This window comes from Tamlana crocina, from assembly GCF_012037625.1.
The window spans coordinates 49,750-65,223 of sequence record NZ_JAAVJS010000014.1 but is presented as its reverse complement, the minus strand read 5'-3'; the positions used below and the strand labels follow the sequence as shown (position 1 = coordinate 65,223).

Sequence of the window (15,474 nt, the reverse complement as noted above, 5' to 3'; positions counted from 1 at the left end):
GCATCAAACGACTTAATCATGTTTTATTAATGTTATTTTATTCTTCTTCGTTTGCGGCAACCGCTTTTTTAGCTTTAGGGGCTTCTTTGTCTGACGCTGAAGCTTCTTTTTCAGCTTTACGCTCGGCCAAGCCAGTTGAGATGGCTGCAGTTACGTGAGATAAAATTTTATCGATTGATTTTGAAGCATCGTCGTTTGCAGGGATTACGTAATCAACTTGACGTGGATCAGAGTTGGTATCAACCATTGCAAAGATTGGAATGTTTAATTTTTGAGCTTCTTTAATCGCGATGTGCTCACGCTTAATATCTACAACAAACAATGCACCTGGTAAACGAGTCATGTCGCTAATAGAACCTAAGTTTTTCTCTAACTTAGCTCTTAAACGGTCTACTTGTAAACGTTCTTTTTTAGATAATGTGTTGAAAGTACCGTCTTTCTTCATTCTATCGATAGAAGCCATTTTCTTTACGGCTTTTCTAATCGTAACGAAGTTAGTTAACATACCACCTGGCCATCTTTCTGTGATGTAAGGCATGTTAATATCGCCAGCTTTTTCAGCAACAATATCTTTTGCTTGTTTTTTAGTGGCAACGAATAAAATTTTACGTCCTGAAGCTGCAATTTTTGCAAGAGCTGCCCCGGCCTCGTCAATTTTAGCCGCTGTTTTATATAGGTTAATGATATGGATGCCGTTACGCTCCATATATACGTAAGGCGCCATGTTTGGGTCCCACTTACGTGTAAGGTGTCCAAAATGTACACCTGCTTCCAGTAATTCTTTTACTTCTACTGCCATTTTTTAATAGTTTACGTTCTGTTGAATTAGCAATGATTAAGTGGTCATTTTTAAAATTCGCCTCAATCATTTAGATGCTAAACTAATTCTAGTCTTTTCAACTAGTACAACAATAACTGTGTTTAATTTTTGATAATAGTGAAATGCAGCGCCGAAACGCGGCATTGCAATGAAAATGATATTAACGTTTAGAGAACTGGAATTTCTTACGCGCTTTCTTCTGACCGAATTTCTTACGCTCTACCATTCTTGGATCTCTTGTTAACAAACCTTCTGGCTTAAGGATGCCTCTGTTTTCTGCATCTACTTCGCACATAGCGCGCGAAATGGCTAAACGTACAGCTTCCGCTTGTCCAGTAATACCACCTCCATATACATTTACGGTAATATCAAAGTTGCTTTCATTGTTAGTCATAGTTAATGGTTGCTTTACTTTGTACTGTAAAGTAGCTGTAGTAAAGTAATTAGCTATGTCTTTTTTGTTAATCGTTATGTTTCCGCTTCCAGCAGCAACATAAGCACGAGCAACAGCCGTCTTTCTACGGCCGATTTTGTGAATTACTTCCATTAATTAAATTCGTTTAAATTGATTGCTTTTGGCTTTTGGGCTTCGTGTTTGTGCTCTGTACCAACAACAACAGTTAGGTTACGGAATAAATCGGCACCTAATTTGTTTTTAGGTAACATTCCTTTTACTGATTTCTCTACTACTCTTGCAGGATCTTTTCCGTACAATTCGGTAGCAGTTAAACTTCTTTGACCTCCTGGATATCCAGTGTGACGAATGTACGTTTTGTCGTTCCATTTGTTACCAGATAAAGTGACTTTGTCTGCGTTGATAACAATTACGTTATCACCACAATCAACATGAGGTGTGAAGTTTGGCTTGTGTTTACCTCTTAAAAGTTTTGCAACTTTAGAAGCTAAACGACCAAGCGCCTGACCTTCAGCATCAACAACAACCCACTCTTTATTTACAGTAGCTTTGTTGGCCGAAATCGTTTTGTAGCTTAATGTGTCCACACTAATTGATTTTTTAATTATTAAACATTCCTCTCTCAAAAAGAGTTTGCAAATTTACGATTATATATTTGATTACCAAATAGTGAAGCTATATTATTTTAAACCAGATTTTTGGATACCTCAGATTGTGGGAAGCACTGATTTTCTGTTGGTTTAAAATCGATAATTTAATAGATGTTAACAAAACCTGTTAAGCTTTGGTTAAACACACTGCTAGCTTTGGGCATTGTAAAGAACATATGTATCTTTAGATAAATGCAAAATAATAACTAAAAATAATTTACAAATGGAAGATTTAAAGAAAAAGACCGTTGCAATTTTAGCAACCAATGGATTTGAAGAAAGTGAATTAAAAGAACCTAAAAAAGCTTTGGAAGAAGCCGGTGCCAATGTTCACATTGTTTCTCTTGAAAAAGGAGAAATTAAAGGTTGGACCAACGGCAATTGGAGCAGTGAAACCTATCAGGTAGATAAAACTGTAGATGAAGTGACCCACAGCGATTACAATGCTTTGATGCTTCCAGGCGGGGTAATTAACCCTGACTTGCTCAGAAAAAATGAAAAGGCAATAGGTTTTGTGAAATCGTTTTTTGAAAATAAAAAACCAGTCGGCGCCATTTGCCATGCACCTTGGTTGTTGGCGGAAGCCGATGTATTACAGGGAAGAAAAGTGACTTCTTACGATTCTATTAAAACCGATATTAAAAATGCAGGCGCCCATTGGGTAGATCAAGAGGTTGTTGTAGATGAAGGATTGGTAACCAGCAGAAACCCTAACGATTTGCCGGCATTCAACTCGAAATTGGTTGAAGAGGTTTATGAAGGTAAACACGAAATGCAAACAGCTTAATCCAATTTAAAATAACTAATTAAAGAGCAGAGTCTTAATTTAAGATTCTGCTCTTTTATTTTTACGTATTTTTGCATCGCTATGCAAGAGTTAAAACTTTCAGATTGGTTACCCACCACAAACAAAGAGGTAAAGATTCGCGGATGGGAAGAACTTGATGTTATCCTGTTTAGCGGCGATGCTTATGTGGATCATCCCACATTTGGGCCGGCCGTAATTGGGCGGTTGTTGGAAAGCTTTGGGCTTAAAGTGGCTATTGTGCCGCAGCCTAATGTGAACGATAATCTTCAGGATTTTGTAAAATTGGGAAAACCCCGACTGTTTTTTGGGGTTACGGGAGGTTGCATGGATCCTATGATTAGTAATTACAACGCCAATAAAAAGCGCCGCGATAAAGATGCTTACACCCCCAACGGCGATATTGGTTTCCGTCCCGATTATGCATCAACCGTTTATAGTAAAATCTTAAAGGAAAAATGGCCAGATACTCCTGTGTTGATTGGCGGGATTGAAGGCTCGTTACGCCGGGTTACGCACTACGATTATTGGAGCGACCAACTGATGCCAACTATTTTGGAAACCTCGAAAGCCGATATGCTGGTGTACGGCATGGGCGAACAACCACTTCGTGAAATTGTGCGCTTGCTCGAAAAAGGGGTGCCTTTTGAAAGTATAAACACCGTAAACCAAACGGCGGTACTTTTGAATAATGAAGCCGATATCCCGAAGAACAAGAATTGGGAAGATGTAGAAATTGCTTCACACGAAACCTGTTTAAAAGATAAAAAGGCCTATGCCTCAAACTTTAAGGTAATTGAGCAGGAATCCAATAAATTGGCGGCGCGACGCATTTTTCAGAAAGTAGGGAATAAGGTGTTGATGATTAATCCACCCTATCCAACCATGACCGAAGAGGAAATCGATGCTTCTTTCGATTTGCCGTACACGCGTTTGCCGCACCCAAAATACAATAAACGAGGCCCTATCCCGGCCTTCGAAATGATTAAATTTTCCATCAACATCCATCGCGGGTGTTTTGGTGGTTGCAGTTTTTGTACCATTTCGGCGCATCAAGGCAAGTTTATTGCATCGCGTAGCAAAGAATCTATTTTAAAGGAAGTCGATACGGTGGCGAATATGCCCGATTTCAAAGGGTATTTATCTGATATTGGTGGCCCAAGTGCGAATATGTATAAAATGAAAGGAAAAATACAATCAATTTGCGACAAGTGTGTCGCACCGAGTTGTATTTCACCAGTTATATGTAGCAATTTAGATACTTCGCACAAACCGCTAACAGAATTATATCAGGCCGTTGATAGCCATCCGAAAGTAAAAAAATCATTTATCGGAAGCGGAATACGCCACGATATGTTGGTGCCGGAATTCAATAAAAATGCCGACCCTAAAGAGTTAGACGATTATACCGAAGAGGTGATGACCAAACACGTGTCGGGTAGGCTAAAAGTAGCACCCGAACATACCAGTGATCCGGTTTTGAAATTGATGCGGAAACCATCTTTTAGTTATTTTCATAAGTTTAAAGACCGTTTCGATAAAATCAACAACAAGCATAAGTTGAAGCTTCAGTTGATTCCGTATTTTATTTCCAACCACCCGGCTTGCGAAGCCGAAGATATGGCCAACCTTGCGGCCGAGACCAAAGATATGGGCTTCCAATTGGAGCAGGTGCAAGGCTTTACGCCAACACCCATGACCGTGGCTACGGTGATTTATTACAGCGGATATCACCCTTACACGCTTCAAAAAGTAAATACGCCGAAAACCCGAAAGGAGAAGGACGAGCAGCACCGATTTTTCTTTTGGTACAAAGACGAAAACAAAGCATGGATTAAAAAAACACTGAACAAACTTGGGCGACAGGATTTGCTTAAAAAACTTCTTCCAGAAAACGACAATTGGCGCAAAAATAAACCGGGTAAACCCAAGCATACTTTTGACGATGCAGTGCCTTTTAACCAAAGGAAAAACAAGGTTAAATACAAGAAAAGAAATAAACGAAAGTAAAAAGGGTTTTTAAGGAATTATAATCTACGAACGTCATTACAGGAATGGCAAATTACAAACTATACTTTACAGCTAAAATAAAATTACGCCCTGGCGCAGCAATACCCGAAGAATAGGTTTTATACCGCTGATCGGTAATATTTTCCAAACTGGCCATAACGGTAGTAGAGGATGCTACTTGATATTGCGCCCTAAAATTTAAGGTGTACCACGATGGACTGTACGGGTTGCCATTGCCATCGAGAGCATAGATGTAATCCTTTTCGGTTTCAGATGGGGTCAATTCGTTATAGGTCAAATTGCCATTGTAATTGGCAAATAAATCCATTTTCAGCCTGCCAAACCGTCCTGCCAAATGGGTGTTCCCAAAAGCAGGCGCTACATGTCTAACGGGTACTTCAATATTTCCTGCGGTTTCTGTTCCGCCAATAATATTGTACTGCGATGCCAAATGTACGTTGTTCGAAAAATTCATTTTTAAGCCTACTTCAAAACCATTAATCCACGCTTTTGATGCATTTTGAATGGCCTGCACATTGCTCCATTCGTCATCATAAACAATTTCGGTTTCACCTTTCAAACTGAAATCACGACGCACCAAGGCATTATCCAAATAGGTGTAGTAGGTACTTAAATCGAGTAATAACTTATTGTTAAAATTCAGCTTTAAACCCAATTCGCCGCCGTAAGCATATTCGGGTTTCAGGTTATTATTGGGCACCACTACAGACCCTGGCTCAGAATCGAACACCTTCCCGACATCATCAATATTGGGTGCTCTAAACGCCGATGAGGCATTTAATCGCCATTGCAATATATTACTGGGCGACCAACTGATGCCGGCAGTTCCGGTAAGTGCCGAAGATTCGTTTTTTGATGAATCAAAAGGAAGGTTCAAATAAGCGTTGTTTTCGGTAAAATCAGCTTCAGAAATCACATGGTTGAACCGCAGCCCCGATTGCAAAACAAATTTAGGGTTGGGCTTGTATTTGATACTTGAATAAGCGGCTGCCGACTGCCAACTGGCCCCATTGGGGTATCTGGAAACCGAGGAGCTGATGGTGTTTGTTGAGATGTTTTCTTCTTCCCCTTCAGACCAAACTTTGTTAAAAACATATTCCACACCATAAAACATTTCGGTTTTAAGGCTAAGCCTTTTTTCAAAATCTAAATTGAAGGAATAGGCATCAACAGCTTCTTCGCGAATATTTCGGATTGAAGATTGAAAATCGCGGTCCATTCGGCTTTCTTGAAAATTTTGGTAGGCCAAGGTGGCTTTTATTTTATCGTACAAATTTGAACTGCTGCTCAACTTGGTGATCTGCAAGTTGGACATGAGCCAGTTTTGAGGGCCGTAATTCCATTCGGCCGAACGTAAAGTACCACTTCGGTATCGAATCAATCGGTCGTAACGCGGAAAATGGGATGTGGTGCTATAAAACAACCCCAAATCGAAACTTAAATTTTCATAGGGTTGATAGCTTACTTTTTGCATCAAGTTAAGTTGATTATAGCCTGAAAACCTCTGCACCAACGGGTTGCTGTTTGTTACAACCTGATCGCCTTCGATAGTAGTCGAAACAAATTCAGGTCTTAAATACTCGTTTGGGCCGTGGCTTCCCATCCTCAAATCATCAAAATCGGAATAGGTGGCACTGGTAACAAAAGCCCATTTTTTGTAGCCGAGATTAAAATCGAAATGCCCCGTTTTTTCATCGTTTGCCGAGCTGTATCGCACCACAGCATTCGATTGAAACAATAAAGAATCCGACAAACTTAACTTTGGCTTTTGGCTGTAAAACCCCATAACGCCGCCAATGGCATCGCTTCCGTAAATCACTGAACCGGCACCAAGCGTTACTTCGGTATGTTCAATGGAAAAGGGGTCTATGGAAATGATATTCTGCAAATTTCCACCGCGAAATATCGCATTATTCATTCGAACACCATCTACAGTAATAAGCAAACGATTGGTTGAAAACCCGCGTATCATTGGGCTTCCGCCACCCAACTGACTTTTCTGAATATATACCTGCCCCGTATTACCTAATAGATCGGCACTGGTTTGTGGGTTGGCAAATTGGATGTCGCTCAATGTTTCGGTATTTATTTTCTGCGGAATATCCCTTTTGCTCTGTTCGAACTTTGAAGCTGAAATCACTATTTCTCCCAAACCTTGCGTATTCGAAACTAAATATATCCGGTTGGTTTTATCGATATCCTTTTTGGTGAGCATTTTTAAAAGGTGCGACAAATGTTTAAAATAAATCGCTTCGTTTTCTGAAAAAATATTGATATCGGCTTCTCCTCGGAAATTAGTTATTACACTTTTCGACTTATCGATATTGTAAATGGCTACTCCCAAAACGGGTTCGTTGGTATCACTGTTCAGGACTTTTATATTTTGGGCATAGCATGATAATGAAACCAGTAAAAAGAAAAGAAATGTAAATTTAAAGTTCATGTTCAACTGAAAACTTGGTTCAATATCTGTAGGGATTTTGGCGGTCTAAAACTACCTAAATGCAACTCATAATACAATAAAATCTTGCCCAAAAAAGACTGCCTTTGTTTGGCGTTGATTTTTATATCTGATAATGCATCAAATGTTGTGCCCAACAGAGTTTTTAGCAAAGTTAAATCTTCTCCGTAAATACTATGCTTGCCACTGGGCTTTAATTTGAACTCACCTTCCAACAAATTAAAGTATTGAAAATCAATGTTAGTTAAGTCTGGGTAAAACCCTAAATATTTGGTAAGCTTTACCAAAAACAATAAATGAAAATTGGAATATTCGGCCTGAGAGTCCAGCCACAACAGTGTATTTTCCAAATAATGGTACAGATTTTCGTTTTGTTCTTCTTCCTGCAAAGTACTGGCCAGCACTTCGGAAAGAAACATAACAATAGCGCTTTTTAACACATGGGTATGCAAACTGGAGTAAATGCAGTGTGGTTTTGTCTCTTTTATGGATTGCAAACCCCTATTGTTTTTATATGTCGTTACAATTTGTAATTGTGATAACAACTGAAAATAGGCCGCTTTGGAGTTTCCTTTTTTGCTCTTTAAAACACCTCGGAGCAAAAAACTCACTGCCCCCAACTTTTGGGTATAACATTTAACGATAAGATCGTTGTCTTTATACCTTAATTTAGAAAGTACAATAGCGTTTGTGGTTACCAACATTAGCGCACCACCATTAGTTTTAAGACTTTAGTTTCAAAGGTATCCAAATCGGAAAGCATGACCAAATACACCCCAGAGGCCACCAGATTGTTGGCTAGGTTTTTTCCGTTCCAATAAGCCGTTCCGCCATCAATTTCCAAATTGAACCCTTCATAGCGTTGATTGGTTCTAGACTGGGCTTCGGCGACTAAATTACCTTCAATATCAGTAATTTTAATGTTTACATTTTCTGAAATGTCTTTTATTTTCACTTTGTCTTCCACCATATCGAAACCGGGCCTAACGGGATTGGGATAAACATAGGCGCTTCGCAAATCTTCGGTAGTGGCAGAACTGCCCGATTGAAACGACACCAAGCCTCTGGTGGTAGCGATATACACCGTGCCGTTGTTTTCATCTAGGGCGATATCGCGAACACTGTTTGATGGCAACGGTGAGTTTTCTTTTGTAAAATGAAAAATGGTATTTTGGCCGTTTGGAGAAAACAAATACACCCCAGAATCTACTGTGCCAATCCATTTGTTATTAGCGCCATCCACTTTTATGTCGGTAATATATTGCTGGAACAGCAGCTCTTTGGCCACGCCATCTTCTTCAATAATGATTTCATCCACCTCTGCCGAATCATCGTCAAAAAAGTTTGAGGTATTGTACAATACACGAATACCTTTTTCCGTGCCAATCCATAGCTGATTTCTATTATCAAGCGCTAGTGCAGTAACAAAAGTAGTGGGCATATTTTCGTCTTCGCTGTAAATGGCTTTTATCCCATTTGAGCCATAACCTTCATTATAGGCCAAAACACCATAACTATAGCCTGCAGCCATCCATTTTGTGTTATTATTGTCGATTACTATATCGGCAAAACCATTATTATCAAAAGCTTTAGGAATTATTTCTTTTAAAGGATATGACCGCCATTGGTTGTTTGAGGGGTTGTAAGATTTTAGTTGATTTTCTACCAGTCCATTAGTCAACCATAATAAACCATTGTTATCAAAGGTCGAGGCTCCTACCCGAACATCTATGTATTTCGGGTCGTTAGGCAAAACCAAAGATTCCAAACCACTATTTGTTTCATCATACAGTACGGTAGGCACATCCTCATTAACCTCCAACAACCCACTGAAAAATGAACTTATAAACACTTGATTGTTATCCAAAGGGTTTACGGCAATACTATTTAAACATTTGGCTTCAAAAACTTCAGAATACCTATTATTTATCCATCCTCCGTTTTTTAAATGACTAAAACCACGGTTATTCAACGGATAGGGATTGTAATACAAATCGTATTCGCCGTAGGTAACCCACAGTCCGTTGGGTTCAATTTGTAAGGAAAACGGGATATTTAACAACGGCCCATCTGGATGAACTTCTTCAATAGTATCTGGGTTTGCAACGGGCACTTTAAGTATTCCAAAATCGGTTGTACCAATGTAAACATAACCTTCACCAAGCATGGCGCTCGTGTAATTGGTTTCGAAAGATTCATTAACGGGGATTTCAACCTGTACACTAAACCCAGAATCATAAACAAAAACCCTATTTGTTGTAGCAACCAGCAAATTCTCGTTCGTAGCTCTTAAATCTCTAGGTACAGCAGAATAAGCTGCCACCTCTGTAATGGCTCCTTGAGAAACTTGATACATTCGGTTATTGGTTCTTGTGGCATACAAATTTTCCTGAAAAGCTTCAACCGCATACCAACTTCCTGAAGTAACCAATTGCCAATTTTGAAAATCAATTAAATTAGCACTATCTACCAAAGCCCGTCTGATACCATTGCCGTCAATACATGACGCATAAATATAATCGCCCAAAACGGCAGTTTGGCTCACCTGCACTTGTGCGCCCCCATCGCCAATAAAATAAGTGTCTCCAAATTCCAAACGCTCTAAATCGAAAACAGAAACACCAAAATTGGTTGAAACATATATTTTGTTTTGATACGCATTGAAATGATTAATCCTTTTATTCTGGCCCGGAATCGTGGATTTTTCAATAATATCGACAACCGACAAAACATTGTCATCATTATCAAAAACAATTTCAATGAGTCCGTTTTCATAGCCAACCACCAATAATTGATAGTCTTCACTGTAATAAATAGTTGAGATGGTTTCGCCCGAAAGCCCGTTGATAGTGGTTATTTCTTCTATCTCGTTGGTATTTACATCTAAGCTGAAAATAGCATTGGTTGATGCCGCATAAATTTTATTACCGCCATACGACAAATCTTTAATTTCGTTAAACGAAAAATGACCTTGCCAAAGCGCCGAAAAATCTTGGCAAAACGATAGCAGCGGTAAGGCTATTATAGCAAAAAACAATATTCTTTTAACCATGAGGACTTTTGAAAACTCAAATATATTTATAACTAACGAGTTTTGCTTCAAAATCATATATTTATAACAAAAAAGCTTCCCTTAAGGAAGCTTTCATTGGTTTAATTTAGTTTAGTTGGTTTTATTTTACACAATACCTTGGGCTAACATAGCATCGGCCACTTTTACAAATCCGGCTATGTTAGCACCTCTAACGTAATCTACATAGCCATCTTCGTCTTTACCGTACTCAAGGCACGATTTATGGATATCGGACATAATATCCTTCAACTTATTGTCCACCTCTTCCCGCGTCCATTTATACCTTAGAGAGTTTTGGGTCATTTCCAATCCGGAGGTGGCTACACCACCCGCATTTGAGGCCTTACCGGGTGCAAACAGTATTTTAGCTTTATGGAAAGCCGCAATGGCACCTTTGGTTGAGGGCATGTTAGCGCCTTCGCTCACACAAACACATCCGTTTTTCAACAAGGTTTCTGCATCATCTTTATCGAGTTCGTTTTGTGTGGCACAGGGCAATGCCACATCACATTTTACGCCCCAAGGTGTTTTCCCTTCCTGGTATTCGGCATTAGGATATTTGTCTAAATACTCACTAATTCGCCCTCGTTTTTCATTCTTTAAATGCATAACGAATTTGAGTTTCTCTTCATCGATGCCTTCTGAATCATAAATATACCCTCCAGAATCTGAAAGCGTTAATACCGTTCCGCCCAACTGAAGCACCTTTTCGGCTGCATACTGTGCTACGTTACCAGAACCGGACACCACAACTTTTTTACCTTCGAAATCATCGTTTTTGGTTTCCAACATTTTTTGGGCAAAATACACCGTACCGTAGCCTGTGGCCTCTGGACGAATTAACGAACCGCCCCACGACATACCTTTTCCGGTAAGTACACCCGTAAACTCATTATTCAATTTTTTATACATCCCGAACAAAAAGCCAATCTCTCTGGCGCCTACGCCAATATCGCCGGCAGGAATATCAGTATTAGGACCAATATGTCTAAAAAGTTCACTCATAAAGGCATGGCAAAATCGCATAATCTCATTGTCACTTTTTCCTTTGGGGTCGAAATCACTTCCGCCTTTCCCACCGCCCATAGGCAGCGTAGTCAAACTGTTTTTAAACACCTGTTCGAAAGCCAAAAATTTCAAAATACTAGCATTTACCGAAGGATGGAATCGCAAACCGCCTTTATATGGCCCTATGGCCGAATTCATTTGAATCCTGTACCCACGATTTACTTGAATCTCGCCATCATCATCAACCCAACACACCCTAAAGGAGATTAACCGTTCTGGTTCGACCATTCTCAGTAAAATATTCTTACCATAATATATATCGTGTTTTACTATATAAGGGATTACCGTTTCAGCAACCTCTTCTACTGCTTGTAAAAACTCGGGCTCATGGCCATTTCTTTTTTTTACAAGTTCCAAAAATTCGTCAACACTTTGTTTCATATATTCTAAAGGGTGTAAAATTTAAAAAATTGTATTTTATTAAAGCAAATATACATTTTATTCAAAAAAAACGCTTTAAAATTTAGAATTTCGCAATAAAAATTTTTAAGAATTTTCGTGTTATCCATTAATGTTTGTTTCTTTAACTTCTTTTTTTATATTTGTCTGTAGTAACGCCCTCAATAAAATTAATCCTCGTTTATGCTTAACTTAAAATATTTGGCTTGTGGGTTACTATTTTTTGTAAGTTTTCAAACCGTTTTAGCGCAATTAGGCTTTTCTCATGAATTGGGTGTTATAGCTGGGCCACTGCAATTTAGGTCTGACTTTGGAGTTAGCGACAACTCTGAAACAAACTTTGGAAATTCGGGCTTTGGAGTGGGTGTCGTCCATTACTTAAACTTTGCTTACCGGGCCGATTGTAATTGCTACACTACCGACACCTACTTTAACGACCATTTTAAGTTAAGAAACGAACTCTCGTACAACAAAACCAATCTGGAACATTTAGGAAGATGGGTAGACCCCAGTAAAACTAGTGTTGAAGCTCAGCAATTAAGAGGGCACAAAGGCATTGCTGAAAATTTAGACATTGGTACGCAATTGGAATTTTTCCCTTTAAGCATCCGTTCATTCCAAGCATTTGGGTATCGTTTTGCGCCTTTTGCTAGTTTAGGGGTGCATTATACTTATTTTACTCCAGAAGTTAGTACTACCTATGCCAATCCAGACCCGACAGCGGTTGGCGACGTTACCGACCCCAGTAATTTTTATTCGGCTTGGGAGCCCGGTTCGGTTGATGCATCTCCCGGCAGTACATTTTCTATTGTAACGGGTGCGGGTGTTCGCTATAAATTGGATAAGCTTTCGGATTTGATGCTCGATTTCAGATTTCAATATTACTTTAGTGATTGGGTAGATGGCTTAAACCATCAATTGGAAAGTAACAAACATAACGATTGGCTGGTTTGGGTCAATATAGGTTACATTTATTATTTAAATTAATCGACTCTTTTTTGTTGTTTTAAGGCTGTTTTTATTAGCAAAACTTTAATATGCTTAAAACACAATTGTTACCTTTAGGGGTATAAACCGTTATTTCATGCTTCAAATTCAACGCAACTTTTATATTCTTATTTTCTTATTCGTTTTATCCTGTAACAAGGAAGTGAAAACAAGCTTTTCAGAAATCAATATTACAACAGAAAACAATGCTATTGTTGAGGTTAATGTTCCAGAAGCGAATGGTAAAAAAACTATAACTGAGCAGATAAATTCTGAAATTACAAAAACCATAGCAGCAGCACTGCATATTGGCGACCCAGATAGCGTTCCTTCGGTTTCAGTTGAAGAAAGCATAAAACGCTTCAATGAAGAATTCCAAGATTTTAAACGTGATTTTCCCGAAACCGAATTGCCTTGGGAAGCACAAATAGATGGAGAGGTGGTGTATCAATCGCCCGAAATTATTTGTGTGGCCATTACCACTTACACGAACACGGGCGGTGCGCATGGACTATCCAATGTCACTTTTTTAAACTTTAACGCCACTACCGGAAACAAAATCAGTAACGAGAAATTAATTACTGATTTTGAAGCGTTCAAAAAAATGGCAAAACCGTATTTTGATAAAGCCATAGCCGAAAAAGAGCATGCTATTTTCGATACGGAAGCATTCCAATTACCAGCCAATATCGGTTACACCGAAGACGGACTTGTATTGCTTTATAATACTTATGAAATTGCCCCTTATTCCACGGGGATTATTGAATTCAAAATTCCCTATGAAGAAGCCGAGCCTTTTTTAGCGTTTAACCACCTTTAAAAGTGCCAACACATAACCATAATGAATGCCTTCGTGTGTTAATATAAATTGCAAGGCTTCGTCAATATTATTTAACGTGTTGCCCGTTGTAGATACCGTATAAGCATTATAATTGCTAAACGCTCCGTTTTTGTAGTCTTGTTCGGTTTGCTTTAAAGTAGAGGACAGCAAACCTTTAATTTCATCGACCTCAGCTTGGCTAACATCGCCTTCTGGCTTGGTGTCTTTTCGGTATTTATTAATTAAATCTGCCGAAATTGATGGTTCCAAACCCGACAGCTTATAAGCCAGTAACTGTTCAGTCACTACAATATGCCCAATGTTCCAAATAATATTATTGTTGAAACCTGCAGATATTTTGTTTAAGTCTTCTAAAGTATTGGCTTCAATTATTTTTGTAAAAATCTGGCGTGTATTGTGTAAAACCTGAAATGTAAAATCCATCTTAATTTAAATTTTTCGATAAATATAGTTTTAATTTGTTTTTATAAACATAACATGCCATGAAAAAAGTATACTACCTAAAAACCTGCAACACCTGCACACGCATTATCAAAGAGTTGAATTTACCTTCAGACTTCATCTTACAAGATATAAAAGGCGAAGAAATAACGGCAAAACAGTTGGAAGAGATGCAAACATTGGCCGGAAGCTACGAAAAGCTATTCAGTAAACGCGCTAAACTTTACAAAGAAATGGACTTGAAAAACCAAGATCTTACAGAGCGTGATTTTAAAAACTACATTTTACAACACTATACATTTTTGAGCCGTCCGGTAATAATTGTAAACGACCAAATTTTTATTGGAAGTTCCAAAAAAACGGTTGAAGCCGCCAAAGTAACTATCGCCAGCCTATAGTGATTCTGTAGTTTTCCAATATTTTGATATAAGGCAACAATAAAATGTTTTACGTTAAATTAAACCGTTCATTTTGCGTAATTTAGTGATAATCAAGTTTAACACTAAAAAAAATTAAATACTATGAACAATAACGGAAGTACATTTTTAGGAATTGTTGCCGGTACCGCATTAGGAGCCGCATTGGGAATTTTATTCGCACCAGACAAAGGCAGTAAAACCAGACAACGAATTGCTGATGAGGCTCAAGCCACAAAAGATAAGTTAGCTGAAAAAGCCGACGCCCTAAAAGAGCAAATTGCCAGCACAGCGAGCAGCAAAAAACGAGATATCAATGAAGAAATTGAATCTATCGTTTCAGATGCCAGCTATAAAGCCGAAGACGTTATTACCGCTTTGGAAAGTAAACTTAAAGCTCTAAAGGAAAAGAACAAAAGACTGCAGAAAACATCGTAATACATGAGTTTACTAGATTCAGTTAGCGAAACAAATGCCCATGCCACAAAAGTTGGCGAAAAGTACCTAAAGACTTCTTACGAGTACTACAAGCTTAAAATTTTTGAGCAATTAACCATCTCCATTGGCATGGTCATGAAAATCATTCTAATAGGTGGGTTTACGCTTATTGGCGTGAGTTTTCTTGCCGTGGCATTGGCACTATCTATTGGCGAGGCGCTCAACAATGCAACTTTGGGTTTTGTTTCGGTTGGAATACTGTTTTTTATCCTTTCGGCAATCTTGTTCCAATTGCGAAAGCACCTCAACAATTTTATCATTAAAAAGCTATCAAAAAAATTCTTTAATTGATTATGAAAATTTATCGAGATTCAAAAAGTATAGAGCGCGATTTGAAGATTTTAAATCTTGAAAGGCAAATTGCTTGGGAAGAAATGAAAAACATAAAAGAGGAATACAAAGAAAGCTTAAGGCCTTTAAACTGGATTCAGTCTGGCCTCAAACTAATGGGAAAATATGGAGGGTTTATGCTATTGAAAAAAATGATGAAATAGAAAAATTAGCAATGTATTAAACAAAAATCCCAACCATTTCGGTCGGGATTTTTTCATTCATTCAGTTAAAATGAA

Annotated in this window: 16 protein-coding genes; 8 read left to right on the top strand and 8 right to left on the bottom strand. The window is 38.5% G+C overall.

Annotated elements, in window-relative coordinates; all coding sequences use genetic code 11:
- Positions 1 to 37: 37 nt before the first annotated feature.
- From rpsB to rplM, 3 genes are all read right to left on the bottom strand, one after another.
- Positions 38 to 799 carry a 30S ribosomal protein S2 gene (rpsB, locus tag HC176_RS11045; RefSeq protein ID WP_167918275.1) on the bottom strand — a complete coding sequence of 254 codons (762 nt, stop codon included), beginning with the start codon at positions 797 to 799 and terminating at the stop codon, positions 38 to 40.
- 181 nt (positions 800 to 980) lie between these two features.
- Positions 981 to 1,367, bottom strand: coding sequence for a 30S ribosomal protein S9 (gene rpsI / locus HC176_RS11040; protein WP_167918273.1), 387 nt, complete (start codon positions 1,365 to 1,367; stop codon positions 981 to 983).
- Entirely contained in the window at positions 1,367 to 1,822 is a 456-nt protein-coding gene (gene rplM / locus HC176_RS11035; protein WP_167918270.1) for a 50S ribosomal protein L13, read from the bottom strand. Before rplM ends, rpsI begins: the two co-directional genes overlap by 1 nt.
- Before the next feature lie 286 nt (positions 1,823 to 2,108).
- Between rplM and HC176_RS11030 the strand changes: the two genes are divergently transcribed.
- Complete coding sequence (locus HC176_RS11030; protein ID WP_167918268.1) at positions 2,109 to 2,672, top strand: type 1 glutamine amidotransferase domain-containing protein; 564 nt, start codon at positions 2,109 to 2,111, stop codon at positions 2,670 to 2,672.
- An 81-nt stretch (positions 2,673 to 2,753) separates the two neighbouring features.
- Entirely contained in the window at positions 2,754 to 4,700 is a 1,947-nt protein-coding gene (locus HC176_RS11025; protein ID WP_167918266.1) for a YgiQ family radical SAM protein, read from the top strand.
- A 52-nt stretch (positions 4,701 to 4,752) separates the two neighbouring features.
- Here the strand turns inward: HC176_RS11025 and HC176_RS11020 are convergent, their stop codons facing one another.
- The 4 genes from HC176_RS11020 to gdhA form a co-directional block, all read right to left on the bottom strand.
- Positions 4,753 to 7,164 (bottom strand): TonB-dependent receptor plug domain-containing protein, encoded by a 2,412-nt coding sequence (locus HC176_RS11020; protein WP_167918264.1) that lies wholly within the window; start codon positions 7,162 to 7,164, stop codon positions 4,753 to 4,755.
- 2 nt (positions 7,165 to 7,166) lie between these two features.
- A complete protein-coding gene (gene recO, locus HC176_RS11015; protein ID WP_167918262.1) occupies positions 7,167 to 7,886 on the bottom strand; it encodes a DNA repair protein RecO in 720 nt (239 codons plus the stop codon).
- Positions 7,886 to 10,234 carry a type IX secretion system anionic LPS delivery protein PorZ gene (porZ, locus tag HC176_RS11010; protein ID WP_167918260.1) on the bottom strand — a complete coding sequence of 783 codons (2,349 nt, stop codon included), beginning with the start codon at positions 10,232 to 10,234 and terminating at the stop codon, positions 7,886 to 7,888. Before porZ ends, recO begins: the two co-directional genes overlap by 1 nt.
- A gap of 126 nt (positions 10,235 to 10,360) precedes the next feature.
- On the bottom strand, positions 10,361 to 11,704 hold the full coding sequence (gdhA, locus tag HC176_RS11005) for an NADP-specific glutamate dehydrogenase (protein ID WP_167918258.1): 1,344 nt from the start codon (positions 11,702 to 11,704) through the stop codon (positions 10,361 to 10,363).
- Between the two features lie 201 nt (positions 11,705 to 11,905).
- Between gdhA and HC176_RS11000 the strand changes: the two genes are divergently transcribed.
- Together HC176_RS11000 and HC176_RS10995 are read left to right on the top strand one after the other, a co-directional pair.
- Positions 11,906 to 12,709, top strand: coding sequence for a THC0290_0291 family protein (locus tag HC176_RS11000; RefSeq protein ID WP_167918257.1), 804 nt, complete (start codon positions 11,906 to 11,908; stop codon positions 12,707 to 12,709).
- Between the two features lie 97 nt (positions 12,710 to 12,806).
- Positions 12,807 to 13,529, top strand: a complete 723-nt coding sequence (locus HC176_RS10995; protein ID WP_167918256.1) for a DUF3298 and DUF4163 domain-containing protein — start codon at positions 12,807 to 12,809, stop codon at positions 13,527 to 13,529.
- Here HC176_RS10995 and HC176_RS10990 read toward each other — a convergent pair.
- A complete protein-coding gene (locus HC176_RS10990) occupies positions 13,509 to 13,973 on the bottom strand; it encodes a DinB family protein (protein ID WP_167918255.1) in 465 nt (154 codons plus the stop codon). The two genes, HC176_RS10995 and HC176_RS10990, sit on opposite strands and share 21 nt — an antisense overlap.
- A gap of 59 nt (positions 13,974 to 14,032) precedes the next feature.
- Between HC176_RS10990 and HC176_RS10985 the strand changes: the two genes are divergently transcribed.
- From HC176_RS10985 to HC176_RS10970, 4 genes are all read left to right on the top strand, one after another.
- Positions 14,033 to 14,389, top strand: coding sequence for an arsenate reductase family protein (locus HC176_RS10985; protein WP_167918254.1), 357 nt, complete (start codon positions 14,033 to 14,035; stop codon positions 14,387 to 14,389).
- Between the two features lie 123 nt (positions 14,390 to 14,512).
- The gene (locus tag HC176_RS10980; RefSeq protein ID WP_167918253.1) at positions 14,513 to 14,845 is read left to right on the top strand and encodes a YtxH domain-containing protein; all 333 of its coding nucleotides are present in this window, start codon (positions 14,513 to 14,515) and stop codon (positions 14,843 to 14,845) included.
- Positions 14,846 to 14,848: 3 nt separating this feature from the next.
- The gene (locus tag HC176_RS10975) at positions 14,849 to 15,196 is read left to right on the top strand and encodes a hypothetical protein (RefSeq protein ID WP_167918252.1); all 348 of its coding nucleotides are present in this window, start codon (positions 14,849 to 14,851) and stop codon (positions 15,194 to 15,196) included.
- A 2-nt stretch (positions 15,197 to 15,198) separates the two neighbouring features.
- A complete protein-coding gene (locus HC176_RS10970) occupies positions 15,199 to 15,399 on the top strand; it encodes a DUF6327 family protein (RefSeq protein ID WP_167918251.1) in 201 nt (66 codons plus the stop codon).
- The last annotated feature ends 75 nt before the right edge of the window (positions 15,400 to 15,474 follow it).